This is a genomic window from Cellulosimicrobium funkei, from assembly GCF_001019615.1.
GTDB lineage: Bacteria > Actinomycetota > Actinomycetes > Actinomycetales > Cellulomonadaceae > Cellulosimicrobium > Cellulosimicrobium cellulans_E.
Genome location: NZ_JNBQ01000016.1, coordinates 1 through 22,455, shown reverse-complemented (window position 1 = coordinate 22,455; position 22,455 = coordinate 1). Strand labels below are relative to the sequence as shown.

The window sequence follows — 22,455 nt, the reverse complement described above, 5'->3', positions numbered from 1 at the left end:
GACCCGCTACGGGTTCCGGCGCTCCGCGAGGAACGCGAGCCGCCGCAGGGCCTCGACGTTCCGGGGGCCGATCACCGCGCTCCGCACCGGTCGGGGCACGAGCGTGCCGGGCCCCTTCTCGGCGTCCTCCGTGATCCGCACGGTGCAGCCCTGCTCGGTCGGGCGCACGTCGATCCGCACCCGTGCCTCGCCCGCGGGCCAGCCCCGGGCCTGGAGGTCGATCCCCCGGTCCGGGTCCCAGGCGCGGACGACGGTCTCGTCGTCGAGCAGCGCGGGCCAGAGCCCGACCGAGTGGAGGATCCTCGACCCGGGCGCGGGCCAGGTGTCGTCGACGGCACGGATGCGTGCCGTCCCGACGACCCACGTCGAGTACGACCACCCGTCCGCGAGCACGCCGAGCACCGCGTCCGAGGGGCATCCGACGGCTCGTGTGACGGTCACCATGAGGCGACGCTAGTCCGGTGCCCGGCACTGGCAACCGCTCGCGGTCGGGGCGCGGGTGCGCGCGAGCTCACGCCGTCCGACGTAGCGTGAAGAGTCCTCGCGACGACGCGAGGACGACCCTCAGGAAGGGGCTCGCCCCATGGGCATCGCCAGCTTTCCGCAGGAGTTCGCGGAGCGCGCCGCGACGATCCTCGACCACGGCCTCGAGGTCAGCGTCACGATGCGCCAGGCTGGCGTCAGCGTGCGGGCCGGCAGCAGCAGCGACGCCGCCGCGCGGTGCGACCAGGCCGAGGCGCTGGACGACGCCGGTCCGTGCGTCGACGCGATGGACGCCGGCTCGCGGCTCGTCGTCTCGGTGGAGGAGGCCACGCACTGGGAGCAGTGGTCGCGCCAGGCCCGCGCGGAGGGCTACGTCTCCGCCGCGGCGGTTCCCGCCGCCGTCGCGGACGACGTCGCCGTCGCGCTCAACCTCTACTCCCGCACCCCCGACCCCTGGACCCCCGAGCTCCTCACCGCGGCCGACTCGTTCGCCCAGCTGGTCGCCTCGGCGGTGCGCCTGCGCCTGGAGCTCGCGGAGCTCGAGGACTCGACCGCGGGGTTCTACCGCGACATGTCGGACGCCGTCGCCACGGAGCGCGCCGTCGGCGCGATCATGCAGACGAACCAGTGCTCCGCCGACGAGGCGCGCCGCATCATCGACTCCGCCTCGCGGCACCGCAACGTGAGCCAGCGCGAGGTGGCGGAGCAGCTGCTGCGTGCGCTCGTCGTGTCGGACCCCTCCGAGGACGAGCGGGGCGCCTGAGGGGCTCGCGTCACGTCCCGTCGTCGCCCGCGCGGAACACCGCGCCGTAGAGGCGTCCGGCCTCCTCGACCACCAGCGGGTCCACCGACGCCGCGGGCACGACGTCCACGAGGAGCGGCTCGCAGTCGGGCCCACGCCCCGCGACCTCACCCGTGAGCAGCCACGGGAAGCGCTCGGGCGTCATGAGGTGGGCGTACTGGCAGAGCTGGCGCGCGACCCAGTGCTCGACGGGGCGGTCCCACCACGGCTCGGGGTTCATCGGGTTGACGCTCAGGCCCGGCAGCAGGCAGCCGCTCTCTTGGTCACGGCTCACGGTCGACCGGTCCTTGTCGGGTCCGCCGCTGAACCGCACGTAGAGGGGGTTCACGACCGCGACGAGCTCGGCGACCTCCGCCAGGCTCCGCAGGCGGGGCAAGGCGTCGAGCGCGCTCGTCTCCTGGGGCATCGGGACCTCCTGACAAGCGTGGCTGCGTGCCGGTCGGCCCCTTTCTCGACTCGCCGTGACGGCGTCCGCCCACCCGGGACCGCGTCCGTCCCCGCCAGGTTACGAGCGCCCGGCTGTGCAGGCACCCCGGGGGCCTGCGAGCGTCGCGGCGCCGTGCGACGGTGGCAGGACCGCGCCGCCCGGGCGCGGTCCGAGCATCGAGCACCGACCGAGGAGGCCGACATGAGCGAGAACGACGAGCGCGGCTACGACCCCGCCGAGGACCCCGACGCCGACCCCCGATCGCTCAACCCTCGCGAGGGGCGCCAGGCGAGCGGCTCGGGGTCGGACCACGACACCGACCCCGACTCCGAGCCCGGGAACGTCAACCCGCGCACCGGCGGCGAGGCGTCCGGCGACTCCTGACGCACGGCAGGACGAGGGCCCGGGCGCGGCGCACCCGGGCTCTCGTCGTGCGACCGCCTACGCCGCCGTGGAGGCAGGCAGCTCGGCCTCGCTCCGAGCAGTCTCGCCGCGCAGCCCGAACCGCAGGCCCAGGTGGTCCATCGTCGGCGGGAGCGGGTCCTGCGCGAGGTAGCGACCCCGCCCGACCGCGAGGTCGAGGCGCGCGAGGCGCGCGAGCGTGTGCGACGCCAGCAGGAGCACGACGTTGCGGCCCGGGCACGACACGGGGCCGCCGCTGAACGGGACGAGCCCCCAGTCGACGTCGGCCCGGCCGTCGAGCCACGCCTCGGGGGTGAACGCGTCGGCGAACGGGAGACGGTCCGCGTCCCGGTGGAACCAGGCGCTCAGGACGACGAACCCGGTCCCCGCCGGGAGGACGCGAGCGCCCCAGCGCACCGGCGACGTCGCGTCGCGCAGGATCGCGAGCGTCGTCGGCCAGAGACGGACCGACTCCAGCACGCACCCGCGCGCGAACGGCAGCACGGCCGGGCCGGGCCCGGCGGTCGCCCGCTCGGCGAGCAGCCGCACGCGCACGGCGGGCCGCGCCGAGGCCACGGCGAGCGCCCGGAAGGTCGCGGCGCCCGCGGCGTCGAACGCGAAGAGCCACTGCGGGATCTGCCCACGCGCCGCGTCCGCACCGCCCGCGTCGCGACCGCGCGCGGCGAGCGTCCCCGGCTCGGCCACGGCGACGTGCTCGGCGACCCGTCGTTCCAGGGCCGCCCGGAGCCACGGGCGGCGGGGTCGGAACCAGGACCAGTTCCCGTCGCGCCGCAGCGCGTCGAGCATCACGACGAGCCGCTCGTCGTCCCGGGCGGCGCGGCCGAGGACCACCGTCCGCACCACGCGCCACCACGACGCGGCGAACGTGTCCCAGTCGAGCCGCCCCGACGCCTCGACGGCGGCGACGAGGTCGCGCGTCTCCCGTTCGACCGCGGCCACCAGTGCGCCGCCGTCGTGGTGCACGGGCTCGGACATGTCGAGCACCGCCTCGTTGTACGGGCGTCGCTCTCGTCGGGCGTCGAGCGACGAGATGAGGACGCCGTCGGGCTGGAAGTGCGCGAGCGCGCCCCGCTTCTCCCACGACGCCGGGGTGAACGGCTCGGGCGACCCGGCGAGGATCCGCTCGACGTGCTCGGGCCGGGTGGCCAGGACGAGCCGACGTGCACCGAGCCGGACCACGAGCGGCGCCCCGTGGTACCGGGCGCGCAGACGGTCCAGCAGACGGCGGGCCGTGCGGTCCACCTGGCGCCGCTCCGCCCACGCGGTCGCGCGGGGTCGGCGCACGATGGCGCCCTGCGCGACGAGCGGACCGAGCACGTCCCGCAGGACGCGCCCGGTCTCGCTCGCCGTGAGGTCGACCGGCGTGTCGGTCATACGCCCGTCCGGGTGGTCGGCGCCGCCGGGCCGGTCTCGTGACGCGCGGGCCACAGGGCGATCGCGAGGCCGGCGGCCGCGCTCACCGCGTGCAGCACGTTGTCCGCGCCGTTGATGTTGAGGACGTTGGCCTCAGCGTTGTTGACCACGATCAGCCCGTAGACGAACGCGGCCCCGTAGCCGATCGCGAGGATCCAGCCGTACGTCCGGGCGCTGGCCGACCGGCTCCACAGGAGCACGCCGAGCAGGCCGATGACGAGATGGACCACGTTGTGCAGCGGGTTGATCGCGAAGACGAGGAGCGTCTGCGAGTGGTCGTGCACGGTCCACCCGTCGAAGCCCGTGATCGCGAACCCGACGACGCCCACGAGCAGGTAGACGACACCGATGACGAGAGCCAGGTACTGGTGGGCGCCCCGCGCGGGGCGGTCCCGCGCGACGCTCCGGGGTGCGGATGCGGCGGTCATGACGGACTCCTCTCAGTCCTTGTGCAGGGCGTCCTTGACGGCGCCCTTGGCCTTCTCGAGCGTCGACGGCTTGCCCGTCGTGCCGTGGAACCGCTCGTCGGGCGTCGTGGGCGGCGGCATCGGCACACCCGCCGGGGGCTCGGCGACGTAGGTGAACTCGCCCTTGCCGTCCGGGGTCGGGCCGCTCGCCCAGCGCCCCTCGGACGCGTGCTCGCCGTTGGAGAAGTTGATGTACTGGTACGCCACGTCGCGGTCCTCCTTCGAGAGCGGGAACGTGCTGGGCACGGGCAGCTCCTCGACGCCCTCGTCCCGCAGCTCCTGAGCGGCCGCGAGCCACTGGTTCTGGTGCATGGTGTCGCGCGCGAGCAGGAACGCGAGGAGGTCCTTGACGCCCGCGTCGTCGGTCATGTGGTAGAGCCGGGCGACCTGGAGCCGGCCCTGCATCTCGGCGTTCGCGTTCGCCGTGAAGTCGGCGAGCAGGTTGCCGCTCGCGGTCACGTAGCCCGCCGACCACGGGTTCCCGTTCGAGTCGACCGGGCGGGCGCCCGCTCCCGCCACGATCGCCTGCTGCGGGTCCGTGCCGCCGACGATCGCGGCCACGGTCGGGTCGTCCTGCACGGCGCCCTCGACCAGGCCGACGGGCGCCTTCTCCAGGAGCTGCGCGATCATCGTCGCCAGCATCTCGACGTGCCCGAACTCCTCGGCGCCGATGCCGTAGAGCAGGTCGCGGTACTTGCCGGGCAGGTGGGCGTTCCAGGACTGGAAGCCGTACTGCATCGCGACGGTGATCTCGCCGTACTGCCCGCCCAGCACCTCCTGGAGCTTGCGGGCGTAGACGGCGTCCGGACGGTCGGGCGTAGCACGGTGCTGGAGCTCTTGACGGTGGAAGAACATGGTCTCTCCCTCGGGGAGGTCGGCCCCCTCCGCACAGCGTGCGCGGGAGGACCACGGCACGCGCCCCGTTCTCGACGCGTCGAGCGTCCCTCCAGCGTGGAGCGGCCCCGGCCCGGTCGCATCTGGGGACGCGCCGCCCCCGGTCGGCGCTCGCTCAGGCGACCCGTGCGCCGGGCGTCGGGCGGCGCAGGACCGCGACGATCGCGGCCCGCGCGTCGGCAGGCGAGTCCTCCCCCGCGCGCACGACGAGCTCCGCGAGCGTGCGCACGGGGACGTTGCGGTCGTTCGAGGTGCGGCGCAGCAGCGCGAACGCCTCGTCGGCGCCCACCCCGACGGCGAGCATGATCATGCCCTTGGCCTGCTCGATCGTGCCGCGGGTCTGCGCCGCCGCACGGATCTGCGCGCCGGCCTCCTCCGCCGCGCGGCTTCCGACGTACGCCGTGACGTCGGCCGCCCAGCCGCTCAGCTCCACGACCGCCCCCGTCGCGGGATCCCGTCGCACCTGGCCGGTCGCGACGACGGTGCGCTCGCTCCCGTTCGCGCAGAGGATCCGGTGCGGGAGGGAGAACGGCGTGCCGCCGGTCGTCGCCGCCTCGAGCACCCGGGTCGCGCGGTCGAGGTCGTCAGGGTGCTTGTGCGCGAGGGCGAGGGCCGTCGTCGGCACGACCTCGCCGGGCGCGAACCCGTGGAGCGCGAACATGTCCGGGGACCACCACCACTCCTCGCGGACGAGGTCGTAGCGGTACTCGCCGAGACGGCGGTCGTCCGGCAGCGCGCGGGCGCGCTTCTGGTCGTGGTCGGTGCTCATGGTGCCTGCCTCGTCGACGAGACGGTCGCGAGCCACGTCCTGACCCGGAGCGACGACCCTAGCCCGCGCGGGCCCGGAGCGCAGGGCGAGCCGGCCCGCGTGGCGCGCGGAAGTTCACCCGCCGCCGGAGCGCGGCGGGCGGCCCAAGACCATAGCGTGGTGCCCGTCGCTCGGCAGCCGGTGAAGAAGACCGCCGCACGCCTGCCGGCGGCGACCGCCCTCGTCCCGGCCCGCCAGGACGGGGGCGACGTGCGTCCGGGGCCTCGTACGCTCGCGCGCGAACGCGGGCGATCCTGCATACGGTCGACCCAGGGCTTCGAGAACGGGAGCGCGACGACCCGAGGAGCGCCCATGTCCGATTCCCGCAGCACCGGCACCCACGACGACGCGGACTCCCCCGTCCTCCTGCGCCTCGCGCGGCGGCTCGAGGATGCGACCGCGCTCGACGACCTCTCGAGCACCGTTCGTGGCGTCGCGCTCGCCGTCGTCCCCTCCCACGGTCGCGTGCGCGAGGAGCTGCACGGCCGCTCGCTGGGCCACGCGCTCCACGCGACCCTGACCGACGTCCCGGTCGGCCTGTGGACCAGCGCGGCCGTGCTCGACCTCGTCGGGGGCGAGCGGAGCGCCCCGGCGGCGCAGCGGCTCGTCGGGCTCGGCGTGCTGGCCGTCGCGCCGACGGCCCTCACCGGGCTCGCCGACTACCTCGACGTCGACCGGCGCGCCCGCCGCGTCGGCGCCGTGCACGCCGCGCTCAACACGGGCGTCTCGCTGCTCTACGGCACGTCGTGGCTCCTGCGCCGCGGCGGGCGGCACCGGTCCGGGGTCGCGGTCTCGATGCTCGGCTACGCCGTCGCCGGCGCGAGCGCGTTCCTGGGCGGGCACCTCGCCCAGGCGCTGCGGGAGCCGCCCGCGGAGGTCGCGCTCGGCGACGACGACGCCCCGGACCTGCCGTGACCGCCCCACGACGCGCGCGACCGCCGGCGGACCGCGGTGCCGCCCTCGTGACCGGCGCGACGAGCGGGATCGGGCGCGCGCTCGCGGTCGAGCTCGCGCGCCGGGGGAACGACGTGCTCGTGGTCGCGGACCGCGACGTCGAGCCCACGGTGCACGACCTCTCCGCGCACGGCGGCGCGCACGAGGGGCTCACGGTCGACCTGGCGACGCCCCGCGGGGTCGAGGCGACCGCCCGGCGCGCGCGCGAGCTCGGCGTCTCGACCGCCGTCCTCAACGCGGGGGTCGGCGTGCACGGCGCGTTCGCGCGCACCCCGCTCGAGGACCAGCTGCGGCTCCTCGACCTCAACGTGCGCTCGGTGGCGCACCTGACCCACCTACTCCTGCCCGACCTCCTGGCGGAAGGGCGCGGCCGGATCCTCGTCACGTCGTCCGTCGCCGGCGAGATGCCCGCCCCGCACTTCGCGGCGTACGCCGCCTCGAAGGCGTTCCTGCGCTCGTTCGCGTGGTCCCTGCGGGGCGAGCTCGCCGGGACGGGCGTCACGGTCACGGCGCTCCTGCCGGGCCCGACGCGCACGCCGTTCTTCCGCGAGGCGGGGATGGAGCGCACCCACGTCGGCCGCCTGCCCAAGCCCCGACCTGCCGCCGTGGCGCGGCGCGCGGTGGACGCGCTCCTGCTCGGTCGGCCCGAGGTCGTGACGGGCGTCCAGGGCGGCGTGATGCTGGCCGCCGCGCGCGTGCTGCCGCAGCCCGCGCGGGCCGCGTTCCACGGCTGGTTCTACGCGCCGGTCCCGGCCTCGCTCGCCGTGGAGCGCCCGTCGCCGTCCCCGCTGCGATAGCCGTTGACCTTGTGCGTCCCGTCGCACCACGGCGGGATCGCCGTGCCGCCGCACCGGCACAGCGCGACGGTCGCGCGGTGCCGCTCGATCTCGTTCCCCTCCTGGTCGACGAGGCGGGCGGGACCGCGGACGAGCAGCGGGCCGTCGGGGCAGGCCGTCACGACGACCTCCTCGGCGCGGACGCGCAGCTCCCCCGTCACCGCGGCTCCTCCCCGGTGGCACCGCGCAGCTCCGCCAGCGAGTGGGCGGCGCAGCGGATCCGTGTCCCGCGATAGGGCACTCCCCCGCGCAGCCGCCACCCGAGGGCGACCCACGCGCACACCGCGCGCTCCAGCAGCCACGCGGGCGCCCACAGGGCGGCCGTCGGGGGCCAGACGGCGGCTCCTCCCGCGGTGCGCCGCCCCACCTCGGCGAGGAGGACCGCGCTCCCGAGCACGAGGACGACCACGGCCGTCCACGCCGCGCGCCGGGCGCCGTCGGAGCGCGTCGCCCCGACGACGCACGCGGCGAGGAGCGGGGCGAGCGCGAGCTCGGCGACGAGCCGCGCGGGCTGTGCGTGCGAGTCGTACGCCTGCCGCACGCGCTGCTCCCGGAAGGTGCGCACCCCGGGCGGCCGACGCACGACGAAGAGGTCCGGCCGGTGCTCGACCCGTCGGCCCCGGGCCAGCACGGTCCGCTCGAGCTCGAGGTTCTCGAACAGCACGCACGCGTCGTACCCGTCCGGCCCGAGAGCGTCGCGCCGCAGCACCACCGTGCCCGCCCAGTCGTGGCCGAGCGCCCGGTTCACGAGCGAGCGTGCGGTGTCCCAGCGCGCGTGCCACGGCGCCGGGTCGAACACGTTCTGCGGCACGACGACGTCGGCGTCGTCGAGCGCCGCGAGCGCCCGGTCGAGCGTCGCGGCGTCCCACCGCACGTCGTCGTCCGCGAGGACGACGGTCGGGGTGGACACCGTGGCTAGCGCGGCGAGCACGCCGACGACCTTGCCGTTGTACCCGGGCGGCGGCGCGGGGACGGCGACCGTCCGGGCGGCGTCGGGCCACGACGCGGTGTGGCGCGCACGCACCGGGGCGGGCGAGCCGTCGGCGACGACGACCTCCGCGCGGCCCGGGAGGTCCGCCAGGTACCGGGACAGCTCGGCCGTCGTGCGCTCGTCGAACCGGTCGCGGCGCAGCGGGAGCACGTAGGTCACGTCAGGCACGCGGACGGTCACCGTCCTCCGCGGGTTCCCCCGGCGCCGGGCTCACCGTGACGGGCTCGAGCGGCACCCGCAGCGCCGACTCCCCCGCCTGCCAGCGCTCGAGCGCGTGCGCGGCGACGTCGCCCTCCACGGCGAGGCACGCTGCCGCACCCAGCAGGACGTCGTCACGCAGCGCGGGATCCTGCTCGACGAGGCGACCGGCCAGGTCGCGCGCCGCGATCTGCTCGTGGACCGCGTCCGCCTCGACGTGCTCGTCGAAGTACCAGGTGGTGTCCGCGTCGTGGCCGAGGCGCCGGAACCCGTTGCCGTACAGGCGACTCGGCACCGACGACGTCATCTCGAACGCGGCGAGGTGCCCGACGATCGCGCCCCGCAGCCGACGGTGCAGGCCGAACAACGACATGGTGTTGACCGCCGCGAGGGCCACCGCGGGCACGGCGTCGACGTAGCGCCCGTAGGTGTCGTCGAGCCCGACGCCGCGCATCGCGCGCGCGAACAGCTCCGCGTGCATCCGGCCCGGTCGCCCGCCGCCGTACTCGTCGGCCTGGATCTCGACGAGCGCGGCCTTGGGCGTCCCGGCGAGCCGGGGCACGGCCCACGTGTGCGGGTCGGCCTCCTTGAGCTGGTAGAGCGACTTGAGCGCCAGGAGCTCGCGCGCCTGCTCGGCGTCCGCGCGCTTGGCGACGTAGCGCGACAGGCTCGGGCCGTCGTCCTCGGCGGCGAGCTCGAAGAGCCGCCGCGCCACGCCCGTGGCGTCCGTGTCCGCGCAGGCGGGCCGGCCGGCGCGCTCGCGCACCGCGGCCTCGAACGGGGCCTCGAGCCTCGCGCGGACGGCGAGCAGCGCCGGCTCCCACTCCCACGCGTCGTCGACGCCGTGCACCCCGCGGTAGTGCAGCTCGTAGAGGACCGCAAGCGCGAGCTGGACGTCGTCGTCGCGCAGGACGTGCGTCGCGGCCGCGTCCAGCGCGGGGCCGACGGCGTCGCGGACCTGGCGGAGCCGCTCGTCCACGTCGGCCCCGGGCGGACCGGCGACGAGCACCTCGAGGAGGGCTGCGGTCAGCGGTCCGCGCGGTCGCGGCAGCGGGAGCCGACCCGCTTCCGGCGCCGCGGGGGCGCCGGGGACGGGGTCGCTCGCTGCCAGGGCGGTCGGGGACGTCGGTGCGGCGTCCTGCACCTGGGCGGGGACGGCGGTGGAGGTCATGCTGGGGGCTCCTCGCGCTCGCGCGGACGGCGCCCCTGCTCGACACCACCGCCATGGTCCCCACGGTCGGCTCCGCTCGCGAGCCGAGACGCTGCTCGCGAGCGGCGCCGCGCGGCGTCAGCCCTGCTGGGAGCCCTGCGGCGACGTGGCGGACGTCCCGTGCTGCGTGAGCTCGGCGAGGAAACGGTGGCACTGCTGGGCCCGCTCGGAGTCCTCCGCCATGACCTTCTCGAAGAAGGTGGCGATCTCCTCCTTGCCCGCGTTGCGTGCGTCCCGCACGTACTGGCCGTAGTCGTGCCCGGCCTTGAGCGAGTGGTACTGCACCGAGATGAGGTCGAACGTGACGTCGTCGAACCCGGTCTCTCCTGTGGCCATGATCGCAAACCTCCTGCGCCCGGGGGCGCCGTGCTGCCGGGCGGCGCCCGGCACGGTGGCGGCCGGCTGCTCGACCACTCCCACCGTCGCAAGGCTGTCGTCGCTCGCAACCGCGGGCCGGGGTGCTCTCCGGTTGTGTGCGCGCGACCACGACCTACCGTGAGAAGTGGTCCAGGAAGTGGCCGTACCGGCGGAGCGAGAGCCCGGCACGGCCTGCGCTCCGTCGCCAGTCACGCCGCACCAGCGCGGCGACGACGACGGGAGTCCGACCATGAGCGAGACGAACGTGCCGTACGGCTCGGGGCCCGGTTCGCCGGGTGTCGGGACGTCGCAGGGAACCAGGGACAGCGGCAGCGCCGCGACCGGGGTGAAGGAGCGCGCGAGCGAGGCCGCGTCCCACGTGGGCGACGCGGGTCGCGACGTCGCGCAGGACGCGAAGGAGAAGGCGCGCGACGTCGCGCACGAGGCGAAGGACCGCGCACGCGGTCTGGTCGACCAGACCCGCACGGAGCTCACCGACCAGGCGCGCACGCAGCAGGAGCGCCTCGCGGGCGGGCTCCGGTCCCTCGGTGACGAGCTCCGCCAGATGGCGGACGGCACCGAGGACCCCGGCTACGCGACCGACCTGGTCCGGCGTGCTGGGGACGCCACCGGGCAGGTGGCGCAGTGGTTCGAGGACCGCGAGCCCTCGTCCGTGCTGCACGAGGTCGAGAGCTTCGCCCGGCGTCGTCCGGGCACGTTCCTCCTCCTCGCCGCCGGCGCGGGACTGCTGGTCGGGCGGCTCGTGCGCGGCATGAAGGACGCGCCGGACACCGGCGAGGACCGCGCGGACGACACCACCGGCGTCGGCACGACGGGGACACGCGGCGCGCACGCCGCCCCGGTCGGGACGTCGACCGGCAGCGCGGGGCTCACCGGGACGACCGGCACCACGGGCCTCACCGGGACCACGGGAACCACGGGCCTGGGCGGTTCGACGGGCACGAGCGGCACAGGCACGACCGGCACGGGCGGGATCGGCACGGGCGGGACGACGGGGACGCGCGGCGAGCCCGACATCGGGACCGCCGGGGCGTACCCGGGCCTCGCGAACGACCGGCTCGCCCAGGACCCGGACGTCGCGACCTCGGCGGAGGGGGACCCGACGCCGCCGACGTTCCCGCCGACGACGCCCGGCGCGGGCGCCGCCCGACCGGGAGGTGGCCCTGATGTCGTACACCCCTGACCCGTTCGCCGCGGCGCACACCGCCCGGCACACGGCGGGCAGCGGGCCCGACCCGGGCGCCCCGCCCGCCCCGACGACCGCCGCGGGAACGGCCGGCCCGACGGGGACCGGCGAGCAGCCGAGCCTCGGCGAGCTCGTCGCCGAGGTGAGCCGCGACCTGTCCACCCTCATGCGGCAGGAGGTCGAGCTCGCCAAGGCGGAGGCGAAGCAGTCGGCGCAGCGCGCCGGGAAGGGCGCCGGGATGCTCGCCGGCGCCGGGGTCGCGGGACACATGGTCCTGCTGTTCCTCTCCGTCGCGCTGTGGTGGGCGCTCGGCGCCGTCATGGGCCGCGGGTGGTCTGCGCTCGTCGTCGCCGCGATCTGGGCGATCGTCGCCGCGGTCCTCGTGGCGCGCGGACGCAAGGAGCTGCGCACCGTCGAGGGCATGCCCGAGACGACGGACACCCTCAAGAAGATCCCGAACGCCGTCCGAGGACACGAGGAGATGAACTCATGAGCAGCACCGATCCCGAGGAGATCCGCGCCGACATCGAGCGCACGCGCACCGAGCTGAGCCGGGACGTCGACGCGCTCGGGGAGAAGGTCAAGCCCGGCAACGTCGCGCGGCGCCAGGTGGACCGCGTGCGGACCGGCGTGACGAGCGTCAAGGACCGGGTCATGGGCACCGCGCACGACACGGTGGACTCGGCGCGCGACTCGTCGCACGGCGTCGCCGAGCGCGGCCGCGAGGCGGCGTCGTCGGTCGCCGACTCGGCGCGCAGCACCGCGTCGTCGGTCGCCGAGACCGTCGGCTCCGCGCCGCGCGCGGTCCGCGAGCAGACGCAGGGCAACCCGCTCGCGGTGGGCCTCGTCGCGTTCGGCGTCGGCCTCGTCGTCGCCTCGCTCCTCCCCTCGACCCGCACCGAGCAGCGTGCCGCCGTCGGGGTCAAGGAGAAGGCCGCACCGCTCGTCGAGGACGTGAAGTCGACGGCGCAGGAGGTCGTGCAGGACCTCAAGGAGCCCGCGAAGGAGGGCGCGGAGGCCGTCCGCGACGCCGCGAAGGACGCGGCGCAGTCCGTGGGTCAGCACGGCAAGGAGGCCGCGGCCGACGTCCGCGACCAGGTCAAGGAGGGCTGAGGCCCGACGCACCGCGACGGCCCGGGAGACGAGATCTCGTCTCCCGGGCCGTCGTCCGTGCGGAGCCGGCCAGAAGCCGGGTGAGGCGGCGTCGGACGTCCGCCTCACCCGGCCTCAGCCGTGCGTCAGACCTGCGTCGGTGGCGTCAGCCGCACGACACGGCGTCGTACTCGGACGTGACCGTGCCCGTCCGCCCCTCGGCGTCGGTCACCGAGACCGTCGCCGTGCCGGCCGCGACCTCGTCGGCCCGCGCGTTGAACGACTGGTACGCGTTCTTGCCCGGTGCCACGTTCTCGAAGGTCTTGCTGCCGTACGGCGTCTCGAGCGTGACCGTCAGCGGGACCTCGTCCTCGTTGAGGACGCGGACCGCCACGTACGCGTTGCCCGCGAGGCAGCGCGCCTGCGCGGTCACCGTGACGTCGGGTGCGGGCTCGCCGGCCGGGAGGCCGGTGAGGTACTCGAAGCCCGTGGCCGCGAAGTCCTCGCCGTCCGGAGCCATGTCCCACTCCATGACGTAGTACGCGACGCCCGCCTCCTGCGCGGCGGTGAGGATCTCCTGGAGCGGGACCTCACCCTCGCCGAGGTTGGTGAACGTCGGGCGTCCGCCCGCGTTCAGACCGGTCGCGTCCTTGACGTGCAGGAGCTCGATCCGGTCGCCGTACTCCTCGATGAGGGCCGGGACGTCGACGCCCGCGTGCGCCGCCCACGCCACGTCCAGCTGGAACGTGACGAGGTCCGGGTCGGTCTCGCGGACCAGGATCTCCCAGGCCGAGAGCGTCTCGCCCTCGTGCTCGTACGTCGTGCGGAACTCGCCGTCGTGGTTGTGCCCGAAGAACTTCTCGAGCCCCGCGTCGACGGTGCGCTGACCGAGCCGGTTCATGGCCTCGGCCGTGGCGAGCGTGTTCTCGTAGGTGCCGATCCCCGGCGAGGGGAAGCCACCCGAGCCCACGTACTCCTGGCCCAGCGTCGTGACGTAGTCCAGCGTCGCGTCGAACGTCGCCTCGTTCACGTCGTAGTGCGACGACTTCACGCTGAGGCCGTACGAGTCGGCGAGCGCCCGGAACTCCTCGGCCGTGTAGCCCGCGAAGTTGCCGCCGAACGGCTCGATGTTCTTGAGCCCGATCTCGCTGAGGCGCTCCAGGACGGCCTCCAGGCCGACCTCGTTCACCCACGGGATGAGCGAGAACATCTGGATCGAGACCTGGTCCACCGGCACGGTGACCGGCTCGCCCGTCCCGTCGCCGACGGCGAAGAGCAGGTTGTCGACGTCGACCCCACCGGTGCTGGTGACGACGACCGAGCCGGAGCCCCCCGGCACGTCCGTCAGCGTCTGCGTGACCTCCTGCCAGGCGTCGCCCGAGAACTCGAGGTCGGCGAGCGCCTGCGTGCTCTCGCCGTCGGCGCCCTCCCACCCCAGGGAGACGGTGCCCTCGCCGCGTCCGCGCACGGTGACCTCGGTGATGGGCTCGCCGCTCGGGGCGTGGACGAGGCTGATCGGCGAGTAGGAGAACGAGTCGCCCGCGTCGAGGGACGACACGTAGTACCCGGCGTCGGCGTCCGTGCCCGGCACGACCTCGATGCCCTCGGCGGCGTCGTACCACTCCGCCTGCTGCTCCTCGGGCTTGAGGATGTGCGTCGCCTCGCCACGGATGGCCGGGACGCTGCCCTGCGCCTGGTCCGTGTAGGTCACGACGAGGGTGCCGTAGATCTTCTCGCCCTCGCCGTGCTCGACGGCGTTCTCGCTGGTCTGGATCGTGAAGCCGCAGCCGGCCTCGGTGTCCGCGGCCCGCCCGCTCACCTCGGGGTGCGCGTGCGTGTTGTGGCCGAGACCGAACGTGTACTGGATGTTGCGGCACGTCGGCTGGTCGCCGTCCTCGGCGTCCTCGACCGAGACGGTGTACGGGACGGCGTCGCCCCAGTTGAAGATGGCGCCGTCCGGCTGGTCCAGGGTGATGACGGGGGCGGTGTTGCCGACCGTGATCTGCTGGATCGCCAGGCCGAAGTTGCCGCCCGCGTCGGTGACGCGCAGCTGCACGTTGAACTGGCCGAGCTCGGTGAACGTGTGCGTGACGCTCACGCCCTGGGCGTCGTAGACGCCGTCGGAGTCGAAGTCCCAGTCGTAGACGAGCTCGGCGGCCGGGGTCTCGGCGTCGGTGGAGGCCGACGCGTCGAAGGTCACCTCGAGCGGGGCGGTGCTGCCCGAGACCGGGTCGGCCGAGATGAAGGCCCGCGGGTGGGTGTTCGACGACCCGTAGACGACCTTGTACAGGCCGGCGTCCGGGTTCTGGCGGAAGAAGCCGTCACCGTACTCCAGCACGTACAGGGCGCCGTCCGGACCGAACTCCATGTCCATGACGTTGTCCCAGATCGGCTGGTTGACCGACTCCAGGTGGGCGTTCGGCAGGAAGTCCTCGACCGCGGTGACCTCGCCGTCCGACGTCAGCTCGTCCAGCGTGAACGCCGCGACGTAGTCCTGCGAGAACTCCGCCATGAGCGGGTGCCCGTCCCAGTACTCGGGGAACTTGACGTCCGAGTCGAGGTTCTCGTCGAAGCGGTAGATCGGGCCGCCCATCGGGGCCTGACCGGTGCCGCCCCACTCCGCCAGCGGGTCGAGCAGCTCGGGCTGGTCGCCGGCCTTGTCGCCGTAGTAGACCTGCGGCGCGGTGGCCGGCGGCAGGACGTCCAGGCCGGTGTTCCACGTCGAGTTGTTGACGGCGCCCGCCTCGCAGTCGAAGAACTCGCCCGGCGTCGACGTGGCGTAGTCCCACTCGTTGTAGTTCGCGTTGGGACCGTGGCAGTAGGGCCAGCCGCCGTTCATCGGCTCGGTCGTGAGCTGCCACTCGACGTAGCCCATCGGGCCGCGGTTCGGGTCCGCGGCGGCCGCGTCGGGGCCGTAGTCGCCCCATACGAGCGCGCCGGACTCGACGTCGTAGTCGATCCGGAACGGGTTGCGCAGGCCCATGACGTAGGTCTCGTCGCGCACGAGGTCCCGGACGTCGTCGTACTGCGGGTCGTCGAAGAGGTTGCCCTCGGGGATGGTGTACGTGGTCCCCGGACCCACCTCGGTGCCGGCCGCGAGGTCCTCGATCGGGTTGATCCGCAGGATCTTGCCGCGCAGGTCGTTGGTGCTGCCGGCCCCGCGACGGTCGTCGAAGCCGGGGTTCATGCCAGGGGCGTTGTTGTTCGGCGCGTAGCCGTTCGCGCCCGGCGTGCTGGCGGGAGTGTTGTCACCCGTGGAGAGGAACAGGTTCCCCTCGTCGTCCCAGGCCATGTCCGCGCCGACGTGGCAGCACTGCCCGCGCTGCGCGTCGACCTTGAGGATCGCGCGCTCGGTGGAGAGGTCGATGGCGTCGGTCGCGGGGTCCCACGTGAACCGCGACAGCTGGTTGTACCCGAGCCACCGGTCCCAGTAGCTCTCGTCCTCGCCGGCCGGCAGCGAGTTCGGCGCGCTCCCCGACGGGGTCGTCTCCGGGTACTCCACGCCGGAGGGCGACGTGCCCTCCATCACGCGGGGCGCGTAGACCAGGTACAGGAAGTGGTTCTCCTCGAAGTTCGGGTCGAGCGAGATGCCCTGGAGCCCGTCCTCCGAGTTGGAGTAGACGTCGAGGTCCGCGATCTGGGTGGTCAGCCCCGTGGCGGAGTCGGTGAGGCGCACGACGCCGTCGCGCGCGGTGTGCAGGACCCGGGAGTCGGGCAGGACGGCGAGGTCGATCGGCTCGCCGGTGTTCTTGCTGAGCAGCACCTTCTCGTAGCTGTCCCAGTCGGTCGCCTCGTCTGCGGCCGGTGTCGCTTCCTCGTGCCCGGGGTGCGCGCCGGCTCCGCTGATCGACAGCGGTACCAGCACTGCCGCGGACAGGACCGCGGCGACACCTCGGGCGAGCCTGCGACGGCTCGTGGTTGGTCGTCTGTGCACAACGTCCTCCTTGACGCGTAACGAGTAGACGGTGATCCCCGGTCCAGCAGTGCTGCGCATCGATCCTTGATGCCGCGGCACGACGATCACCGCTGATCGGTCGGCTCGGATGGGCAGGGCCTCAGGAGGCCCGGTGCGACGGAGGGTGCGATGCCCCGCCGTCGCACTGGGACCGACCCTACGGGTGACTTTCGTCCGTGCCAAGTCAAAAGTCGATACTCATCGACATTTCTTGCGTCGGCGAATCCTTGGAAGTCGGTCAGTCGATGCGGAGGCTGACGGTCGCGCCTCGCGCGACGGGGCGCAGCTCGACCCCCGGGAGCTCGGGCGAGCGCGCGAGGAAGTCGCGCAGGGGGCTGCGGAAGACCCCGTAGTCGTCGTGGTGGACCGGCACCACGAGCGGCACCCCGACGCGCCGCACCAGGTCGGCCCCCTGGACGTCGTCCATCGTCACGGTCCGGCCGAGGATGCGCGTCCCCCCGAGGTGCGCGACGACCGAGTCCAGGTGCGGGAACGCGCGCGCGACGACGTCGACGTGGCCCCCGGTGAGCGTGTCGCCCGTGACGTAGACCTGGGTCTGCCGCCGTCCGTCGACACGGTGCGTGTAGACGGTGCCCATGACCTCCGGCAGGAGCGCGCGGAGGGCGCCCCGCGCGTGGATCGCCGGGACCGACTCCACGTCGAGGGACTCCTTGCCCGACCGGAAGGTCTCGACCGCGCCGGTCGGCATGCCCACCGTCGCGAAGTGGTGACGCGCGAGGCGCCGCGCAGCGGACGGCGTGGTGAGGAGCGGGACCTGGCGGGTCAGGCCGCGCCGCGCGACGCGGTCGAAGTGGTCGCCGTGCAGGTGCGACAGGACGACCGCGTCGAGCGGCGGCAGCCCGGTCGGCCCGAACGCCGGCTCGGTGCGCCGCCGCGAAGCGAGCCCTTTGCCGAGGTACGCCCACTGGCCGCGGTGCAGGAAGTTCGGGTCGGTGAGCACGGTGAAGCGCCCGAACCGCAGGAGCGCCGTCGCCGTGCCGCCGAACGTGAGCGTCGCGCTCGCGGCGTCGCTCACGGCGCGCCCAGCCCTTCGAGGTGGACCGACTTGCGCACCGTGAGCTCGTCGAGCAGGTCCGGCCCGTACCCCGCTCCCCCGCCGCTGCCGCGGCGCGGGTCCGCCGAGCCCCCCGGCGCGCCGCCGAACACCGCGTTGACCTTGACCGTGCCGACGTCGAGCACGTCCGCCGCGCGCAGCGCGTGGGCGAGCGACGGCGTGAGCACGGTCGCCGCGAGCCCGTAGGCCGACGCGGACGCGCGGCGCAGGGCCTCGTCGAAGTCCGCCACGCGCACGACCGGCGCGACGGGCCCGAACGTCTCGGCGGTGAGCAGGTCGACGTCGTCCGGGCACCGGTCGAGCACGGTCGGCGCGTAGTACGACCCCGGCCGGTCGAGCCGTCGCGCGCCGGTGACGAGCTCCGCGCCCGCCGCGAGCGCCCCCCGCACGTGCTCCTCCACGACGGCGAGCTGTTCGTCGTCGACGAGCGGCCCCATCGTCGTGGCGTCGTCGCCGGGGTCGCCCACCACGACCGCGTCCGCGAGGCGCGCGAGCTCGGCGACGACCGCGTCCGCGACCTCCTCGACGACGTAGGCGCGCTCGACCGCGGTGCAGAGCTGCCCGCCGTTCGTGAACGCGCCCGTCGCGATCTGGCGCGCGGCGACGACGGGGTCCACGCCCGCGTCGACGACGAGCGGGTCCTTGCCGCCGTTCTCGAGCAGCACCTTCGCGCCGCGCGCCCCGGCGACGGCCGCGATCCGGCGCCCCGCGGCCGTCGACCCGACGTGGGCGACGAGCGCGACGCCGTCGTGGGCGACGAGCGCCTCGCCCGTCCCGCCGTCCCCGCTCACGAGGCGCAGCACGTCGGCAGGGAGGGCCGCCGCCACGAGCTCGGCCAGGCGGACCCCGGGCGCGTCGCTGCGCTCGGACGGCTTGTGCACGACCGCGTTGCCGGTGACGAGCGCCGCGGCGAGCAGCCCGGCGGCGGCGGGGTACGGGTCGTTCCACGGCGTGATCACCGCGACGACGCCGCGCGGCTCGCGGCGCACGACGTCCAGCGCCGCCGGGTCCCCGGCGAGGACGCGTCCGGCGCGCCCGAGCCCCGCGACCGCGGCCTCGTCGAGCAGGTCCGCCGCGACCTCCGCCGAGGCGCGCGCCTCGGTCTCGAGCCGCCCCGTCGTCGCCCGCAGCAGCGCGCCGAGCTCGCCGGCGGCGTCGCGCACGGACCGCGCCGCGGCGCGCAGGGCGGCCGCGCGGTCGGCCGGCGCGGTCGCGCGCCACGCGGGCCAGGCGGCCGCGGCGGCGCGGACGGCGGCGTCGACCTCGTCGGCCGTCGCGCACCGGACCGGGGCGGCGGGGCGCCCGGTCGCGGGGTCGGTCCGCTCGAGGCGGCGGTCTGCCGCGGCGGCCGCGGACAGGTCCGGGCGAGGGGTGGTCGAGGCGATGGACGTGGTCATGCGGGCCTCCCGGCGAGTGACACGAAGAGAACTACCCATAGGTGCGCCGTGGGCGTGCGAGAAGCGCTTCTCCGGGTGAGGGTGAAGTCGGGGTTGCAGCAGAGCCGACCCGCACGCGTCAGGCGGTGCCCCACGTTCTCGAGGCGCACCACGAGCCTGACCCGATCCAGGGAGGCTCGCAGCCCCATGCGCGTCCTCGGTGTCAACGCCCTGTTCCACGACCCGTCCGCCGCCCTCGTCGTCGACGGGCGCGTCGTCGCCGCCGCGGAGGAGGAACGCTTCTCGCGGCGCAAGCACGGCAAGCGCCCGCTGCCGTTCGCGGCGTGGGAGCTGCCGGAGAAGGCGATGGCCTGGTGCCTCGAGGAGGGCGGGCTGCGCCCCCAGGACCTCGACGCCGTCGCCTACTCGTTCGACCCGGCGCTCGCCAAGCCCGCCGAGGAGATGGGACTGCCGGACCCGTGGGACTGGCTGCGCGTGCAGTACGCGGAGCGCGCGCCCCAGTTCCTCGCCACCGCGCTGCCGGGCCTGTCGCCGTCGACCGTCCGGTTCGTGCCGCACGAGGTCGCGCACGCCGCGTCGGCCGCGCTCGCCTCGCCGTTCCCGGTCGCGAGCGTCCTGTCGCTCGACGGTCGCGGGGAGCGCTCGTCCCACCTCGCGGGCCGCTACGACCACGGCGACCTGGAGGTGCTCGCGAGCCAGGAGCTCCCTCACTCCCTCGGGCTCGTCTACGAGTCGCTCACCGAGCACCTCGGGTTCCTCCGGTCGAGCGACGAGTACAAGGTCATGGCGCTCGCCTCCTACGGCGAGCCCCGCTTCCTCGACGACCTGCGCGAGGTCCTGTACGCGACCGGGGACGGCGGGTTCGTCGCGGAGGTGCCCGGCTGGGAGCGCTGGGCTCCCCCGCGCACCGACGACGGCACGTGGGGCACCGAGCACGGCGGCCGCGCCGAGCACGCCGACCTGGCGGCCTCGGTGCAGGCGCGGCTCGAGGAGGTGCTCGTCGACCTCGCGACGTGGCTCCACGGGCAGACGGGCGACCGCGTGCTGACCATGGCGGGCGGGACGGCGCTGAACTGCGTCGCGAACTCGCGCGTCTGGCGCGAGTCGCCGTTCGAGGAGGTCTGGGTCCAGCCCGCCGCGGGCGACGCGGGGACGGCCCTCGGGGCGGCTCTCCAGCTCGCGGCCGAGGCCGGCGACACCGTGGAGCCGATGGGCTCCCCAGCGCTCGGCCGCTCCTGGGGCGACGAGGCGATCGCGCGCTGGCTGCGCACCGCGAAGGTGCCGTTCACGACGCCGGACGACCTGCCGACCGAGGTCGGGCGGATCCTCGCGGACGACGGGATCGTCGCGTGGTTCGATGGCCGCGCGGAGCTCGGCCCGCGCGCGCTCGGGCACCGCTCGCTGCTCGCGCACCCCGGCCCGGTGGAGAACCTCGAGCGGCTCAACGACGTCAAGGGGCGCGAGCAGTTCCGCCCGGTCGCCCCCATGGTGCTGCTGGAGGACGCGCCGGAGATCTTCTCCGGCGGGCCGGTCCCCAGCCCCTACATGCTCTTCGTGCACGACGTCGCGCCCGCGTGGCGCGAGCGCATCGCGGCTGTCGTGCACGTGGACGGCACCGCGCGCATCCAGACCGTCGACGACTCGACGCCGCGCCTCCAGGCGACGATCCGCGCGTTCAAGGAGCTCACCGGCCTTCCCGTCGTGGTCAACACGAGCCTCAACACCGCGGGCCGCCCCATGGTCGACGACCCCCGCGACGCGCTCGAGCTCTTCGGCTCCGCACCCGTCGACGCGCTCGTGCTGGGCCCGCACCTCGTGCGCCGGCCGGACGTGTTCGCCGCGCCCGCGGAGGTGACGGCATGAGCACGCCCGCTGCCCGCCCCACGCCCCCGGTGCCGTACGCCGTCGTCGTGCCCTCGATCGGTCGCCCGTCGCTCGACCGGCTCCTGGAGACGCTCGTCGCCCGGCGCGACGAGGCCGGCGCCACCGGGCCCGCCGAGGTGGTCGTGGCCGACGACCGCCGCCTGCCGCGCGCCGGGGCCGCGGGCGAGGTCCCGGCGCCGCTCGATCTCGGCGCCGCCGGGCGAGCGCTCGGCGCGCGCGTCGTGCGCACGGGCGGCCGCGGACCGGCCGCGGCCCGCAACGCGGGGTGGCGCTCGACCGCCGCGCCGTGGGTCGTGTTCCTCGACGACGACGTCGAGCTCCCGGCGGGCTGGGGCGAGCTCCTGGAGCGCGACCTCGCGACCGCGGCGCCGCGCACCGGCGGGGTGCAGGGAAGGCTCCACGTGCCGCTGCCCGCCGAACGGCGGCCGACGGACTGGGAGCGCGGGACCGCGGGCCTGGAGCGCGCGGCGTGGGCGACCGCCGACATGGCGTACCGCCGCGCCGCGCTCGAGGAGGTCGGCGGGTTCGACGAGCGCTTCCCGCGCGCGTACCGCGAGGACGCCGACCTGGCGCTGCGCGTGCGCGACGCAGGGTGGGCGCTCGTGCACGGCGCGCGCACGACGACCCATCCCGTGCGGCCCGCCGACGACGCGGTGAGCCTGCGCGTCCAGGCCGGCACGCGCGACGACGCCACCTTCCGCGCCCTGCACGGGCCGCGGTGGCGCGAGCGCGCCGAGACGGGCCGCGGCCGCCTCGCGTGGCACGTCGCGACCGTCGCCGCCGCGGGCCTCGGCCTCGGCGGGCTGCTCGCACGGCGCCCGCGCGTCGCGGCGCTCGGCGCCCTCGCCTGGGCCGGTCTCACGGCGCAGTTCCTCGGCCGCCGGCTCGCGCCCGGACCGCGACCGGGCGACGACGCGTTCGGTCCCGAGCTGCGCCGCATGACCTGGACGAGCGCCGCCATCCCGTTCGCCGCCGTGGGGCACCGCGTCGCGGGCACGCTCGCCGCCCGCCGCGGGCTCGACCCGTGGCCCCCGCCGCTCGCGGCCGTGCTGCTCGACCGCGACGGCACGCTCGTGCACGACGTGCCGTACAACGGCGACCCCGCGGCGGTGCGCCCCGTCGACGACGCACGCGCCGTGCTGGACGACCTGCGCGCCCGCGGGATCCGGCTCGGCGTGGTGTCCAACCAGTCCGGGATCGGACGCGGGCTCCTCACGCGCGCGCAGGTCGACGCGGTGGACGCGCGCGTCGAGGAGCTGCTCGGCCCGTTCGAGACGTGGCAGGTGTGCCCGCACGCACCGGAGGACGCGTGCGCGTGCCGCAAGCCCGGCCCGGGCCTGGTGCTCGCGGCGGCGGACGCGCTCGGCGTCGAGCCGTGGCGGTGCGCGGTCGTCGGCGACATCGGCGCCGACGTCGGTGCGGCGCTCGCCGCGGGCGCGACGCCGGTCCTCGTGCCGACGCCCGTGACGCGCCCCGAGGAGGTCGCCGCCGCGCCCCGCGTCGCGACCGACCTCGCCGACGCCGTTCGCGCGCTCGACGACCGCCTTCCCGGCGCCGCCACCGACACCGACGCCGACCCGGA

The 22,455-nt window shown here is 75.3% G+C and carries 22 protein-coding genes; 9 read left to right on the top strand and 13 right to left on the bottom strand.

Going from position 1 to position 22,455, the window contains the following annotated elements; all coding sequences use genetic code 11:
* Nucleotides 1-6: 6 nt before the first annotated feature.
* A complete protein-coding gene (locus tag FB00_RS12585; RefSeq protein ID WP_047233268.1) occupies nucleotides 7-444 on the bottom strand; it encodes an SRPBCC family protein in 438 nt (145 codons plus the stop codon).
* 139 nt (nucleotides 445-583) lie between these two features.
* Here FB00_RS12585 and FB00_RS12580 point away from each other — a divergent pair, with 139 nt between their 5' ends.
* The gene (locus tag FB00_RS12580; RefSeq protein ID WP_047233267.1) at nucleotides 584-1,246 is read left to right on the top strand and encodes an ANTAR domain-containing protein; all 663 of its coding nucleotides are present in this window, start codon (nucleotides 584-586) and stop codon (nucleotides 1,244-1,246) included.
* A 10-nt stretch (nucleotides 1,247-1,256) separates the two neighbouring features.
* Here FB00_RS12580 and FB00_RS12575 read toward each other — a convergent pair whose 3' ends face one another.
* Nucleotides 1,257-1,691, bottom strand: a complete 435-nt coding sequence (locus FB00_RS12575; RefSeq protein WP_047233266.1) for a DUF6098 family protein — start codon at nucleotides 1,689-1,691, stop codon at nucleotides 1,257-1,259.
* A 222-nt stretch (nucleotides 1,692-1,913) separates the two neighbouring features.
* Here FB00_RS12575 and FB00_RS12570 point away from each other — a divergent pair, with 222 nt between their 5' ends.
* On the top strand, nucleotides 1,914-2,096 hold the full coding sequence (locus FB00_RS12570; protein WP_047233265.1) for a hypothetical protein: 183 nt from the start codon (nucleotides 1,914-1,916) through the stop codon (nucleotides 2,094-2,096).
* A gap of 57 nt (nucleotides 2,097-2,153) precedes the next feature.
* On the opposite strand, the gene FB00_RS12565 is transcribed toward FB00_RS12570, so the two are convergent.
* The 4 genes from FB00_RS12565 to FB00_RS12550 form a co-directional block, all read right to left on the bottom strand.
* Entirely contained in the window at nucleotides 2,154-3,509 is a 1,356-nt protein-coding gene (locus FB00_RS12565; RefSeq protein ID WP_047233264.1) for a cytochrome P450, read from the bottom strand.
* Nucleotides 3,506-3,976, bottom strand: coding sequence for a DUF4383 domain-containing protein (locus tag FB00_RS12560; RefSeq protein ID WP_047233263.1), 471 nt, complete (start codon nucleotides 3,974-3,976; stop codon nucleotides 3,506-3,508). The genes FB00_RS12565 and FB00_RS12560 overlap by 4 nt, the downstream gene beginning before the upstream one ends.
* A gap of 12 nt (nucleotides 3,977-3,988) precedes the next feature.
* Nucleotides 3,989-4,870, bottom strand: coding sequence for a manganese catalase family protein (locus FB00_RS12555; protein ID WP_047233262.1), 882 nt, complete (start codon nucleotides 4,868-4,870; stop codon nucleotides 3,989-3,991).
* 154 nt (nucleotides 4,871-5,024) lie between these two features.
* Nucleotides 5,025-5,678 (bottom strand): PAS and ANTAR domain-containing protein, encoded by a 654-nt coding sequence (locus tag FB00_RS12550; RefSeq protein ID WP_047233305.1) that lies wholly within the window; start codon nucleotides 5,676-5,678, stop codon nucleotides 5,025-5,027.
* 351 nt (nucleotides 5,679-6,029) lie between these two features.
* Between FB00_RS12550 and FB00_RS12545 the strand changes: the two genes are divergently transcribed.
* A complete protein-coding gene (locus FB00_RS12545; RefSeq protein ID WP_047233261.1) occupies nucleotides 6,030-6,632 on the top strand; it encodes a DUF2231 domain-containing protein in 603 nt (200 codons plus the stop codon).
* The gene (locus tag FB00_RS12540) at nucleotides 6,629-7,468 is read left to right on the top strand and encodes an SDR family NAD(P)-dependent oxidoreductase (RefSeq protein ID WP_047233260.1); all 840 of its coding nucleotides are present in this window, start codon (nucleotides 6,629-6,631) and stop codon (nucleotides 7,466-7,468) included. The genes FB00_RS12545 and FB00_RS12540 overlap by 4 nt, the downstream gene beginning before the upstream one ends.
* On the opposite strand, the gene FB00_RS12535 is transcribed toward FB00_RS12540, so the two are convergent.
* The 4 genes from FB00_RS12535 to FB00_RS12520 all read right to left on the bottom strand — a co-directional run bounded on the left by FB00_RS12535 (nucleotide 7,408) and on the right by FB00_RS12520 (nucleotide 10,242).
* On the bottom strand, nucleotides 7,408-7,668 hold the full coding sequence (locus tag FB00_RS12535) for a CDGSH iron-sulfur domain-containing protein (protein ID WP_172820051.1): 261 nt from the start codon (nucleotides 7,666-7,668) through the stop codon (nucleotides 7,408-7,410). The two genes, FB00_RS12540 and FB00_RS12535, sit on opposite strands and share 61 nt — an antisense overlap.
* Complete coding sequence (locus FB00_RS12530) at nucleotides 7,665-8,666, bottom strand: glycosyltransferase (RefSeq protein WP_047233303.1); 1,002 nt, start codon at nucleotides 8,664-8,666, stop codon at nucleotides 7,665-7,667. Before FB00_RS12530 ends, FB00_RS12535 begins: the two co-directional genes overlap by 4 nt.
* Entirely contained in the window at nucleotides 8,659-9,867 is a 1,209-nt protein-coding gene (locus FB00_RS12525) for an iron-containing redox enzyme family protein (protein WP_082141265.1), read from the bottom strand. Before FB00_RS12525 ends, FB00_RS12530 begins: the two co-directional genes overlap by 8 nt.
* A 117-nt stretch (nucleotides 9,868-9,984) precedes the next feature.
* Nucleotides 9,985-10,242, bottom strand: a complete 258-nt coding sequence (locus FB00_RS12520) for a hypothetical protein (protein WP_047233301.1) — start codon at nucleotides 10,240-10,242, stop codon at nucleotides 9,985-9,987.
* A 271-nt stretch (nucleotides 10,243-10,513) separates the two neighbouring features.
* On the opposite strand from FB00_RS12520, the gene FB00_RS22360 reads away from it, so the two are divergent.
* Genes FB00_RS22360 through FB00_RS12505 form a run of 3 tightly spaced genes read left to right on the top strand, consistent with a single transcriptional unit; the run spans nucleotide 10,514 to nucleotide 12,583 of the window.
* A complete protein-coding gene (locus FB00_RS22360) occupies nucleotides 10,514-11,467 on the top strand; it encodes a hypothetical protein (RefSeq protein WP_052877637.1) in 954 nt (317 codons plus the stop codon).
* Nucleotides 11,451-11,963, top strand: a complete 513-nt coding sequence (locus FB00_RS12510) for a phage holin family protein (RefSeq protein WP_082141277.1) — start codon at nucleotides 11,451-11,453, stop codon at nucleotides 11,961-11,963. Before FB00_RS22360 ends, FB00_RS12510 begins: the two co-directional genes overlap by 17 nt.
* Nucleotides 11,960-12,583 carry a DUF3618 domain-containing protein gene (locus tag FB00_RS12505; RefSeq protein ID WP_047233259.1) on the top strand — a complete coding sequence of 208 codons (624 nt, stop codon included), beginning with the start codon at nucleotides 11,960-11,962 and terminating at the stop codon, nucleotides 12,581-12,583. Before FB00_RS12510 ends, FB00_RS12505 begins: the two co-directional genes overlap by 4 nt.
* Before the next feature lie 145 nt (nucleotides 12,584-12,728).
* Here the strand turns inward: FB00_RS12505 and FB00_RS12500 are convergent, their stop codons facing one another.
* From FB00_RS12500 to FB00_RS12490, 3 genes are all read right to left on the bottom strand, one after another.
* Entirely contained in the window at nucleotides 12,729-16,496 is a 3,768-nt protein-coding gene (locus FB00_RS12500; RefSeq protein WP_231581829.1) for a PQQ-dependent sugar dehydrogenase, read from the bottom strand.
* A 259-nt stretch (nucleotides 16,497-16,755) separates the two neighbouring features.
* Nucleotides 16,756-17,553, bottom strand: a complete 798-nt coding sequence (locus FB00_RS12495) for an MBL fold metallo-hydrolase (RefSeq protein ID WP_047233258.1) — start codon at nucleotides 17,551-17,553, stop codon at nucleotides 16,756-16,758.
* A complete protein-coding gene (locus FB00_RS12490) occupies nucleotides 17,550-18,989 on the bottom strand; it encodes an aldehyde dehydrogenase family protein (RefSeq protein WP_082141263.1) in 1,440 nt (479 codons plus the stop codon). The genes FB00_RS12495 and FB00_RS12490 overlap by 4 nt, the downstream gene beginning before the upstream one ends.
* A gap of 186 nt (nucleotides 18,990-19,175) precedes the next feature.
* Here FB00_RS12490 and FB00_RS12485 point away from each other — a divergent pair, with 186 nt between their 5' ends.
* A complete protein-coding gene (locus FB00_RS12485) occupies nucleotides 19,176-20,852 on the top strand; it encodes a carbamoyltransferase (RefSeq protein WP_047233257.1) in 1,677 nt (558 codons plus the stop codon).
* Nucleotides 20,849-22,455 (top strand): HAD-IIIA family hydrolase (locus FB00_RS23110; RefSeq protein ID WP_156186393.1); only part of this gene is annotated, 1,607 nt, incomplete at its 3' end. The genes FB00_RS12485 and FB00_RS23110, both read left to right, overlap by 4 nt.

Coding starts and splice junctions, on each gene's coding strand:
- FB00_RS12505 (WP_047233259.1), top strand. CDS start 11,960: ATGAGCAGCACCGATCCCGAGGAGATCCGCGCCGACATCGAGCGCACG.
- FB00_RS12565 (WP_047233264.1), bottom strand. CDS start 3,509: ATGACCGACACGCCGGTCGACCTCACGGCGAGCGAGACCGGGCGCGTC.
- FB00_RS12550 (WP_047233305.1), bottom strand. CDS start 5,678: ATGAGCACCGACCACGACCAGAAGCGCGCCCGCGCGCTGCCGGACGAC.
- FB00_RS12570 (WP_047233265.1), top strand. CDS start 1,914: ATGAGCGAGAACGACGAGCGCGGCTACGACCCCGCCGAGGACCCCGAC.
- FB00_RS12520 (WP_047233301.1), bottom strand. CDS start 10,242: ATGGCCACAGGAGAGACCGGGTTCGACGACGTCACGTTCGACCTCATC.
- FB00_RS12580 (WP_047233267.1), top strand. CDS start 584: ATGGGCATCGCCAGCTTTCCGCAGGAGTTCGCGGAGCGCGCCGCGACG.
- FB00_RS12490 (WP_082141263.1), bottom strand. CDS start 18,989: ATGACCACGTCCATCGCCTCGACCACCCCTCGCCCGGACCTGTCCGCG.
- FB00_RS12560 (WP_047233263.1), bottom strand. CDS start 3,976: ATGACCGCCGCATCCGCACCCCGGAGCGTCGCGCGGGACCGCCCCGCG.
- FB00_RS22360 (WP_052877637.1), top strand. CDS start 10,514: ATGAGCGAGACGAACGTGCCGTACGGCTCGGGGCCCGGTTCGCCGGGT.
- FB00_RS12510 (WP_082141277.1), top strand. CDS start 11,451: ATGTCGTACACCCCTGACCCGTTCGCCGCGGCGCACACCGCCCGGCAC.
- FB00_RS12525 (WP_082141265.1), bottom strand. CDS start 9,867: ATGACCTCCACCGCCGTCCCCGCCCAGGTGCAGGACGCCGCACCGACG.
- FB00_RS12545 (WP_047233261.1), top strand. CDS start 6,030: ATGTCCGATTCCCGCAGCACCGGCACCCACGACGACGCGGACTCCCCC.
- FB00_RS12575 (WP_047233266.1), bottom strand. CDS start 1,691: ATGCCCCAGGAGACGAGCGCGCTCGACGCCTTGCCCCGCCTGCGGAGC.
- FB00_RS12585 (WP_047233268.1), bottom strand. CDS start 444: ATGGTGACCGTCACACGAGCCGTCGGATGCCCCTCGGACGCGGTGCTC.
- FB00_RS12485 (WP_047233257.1), top strand. CDS start 19,176: ATGCGCGTCCTCGGTGTCAACGCCCTGTTCCACGACCCGTCCGCCGCC.
- FB00_RS12555 (WP_047233262.1), bottom strand. CDS start 4,870: ATGTTCTTCCACCGTCAAGAGCTCCAGCACCGTGCTACGCCCGACCGT.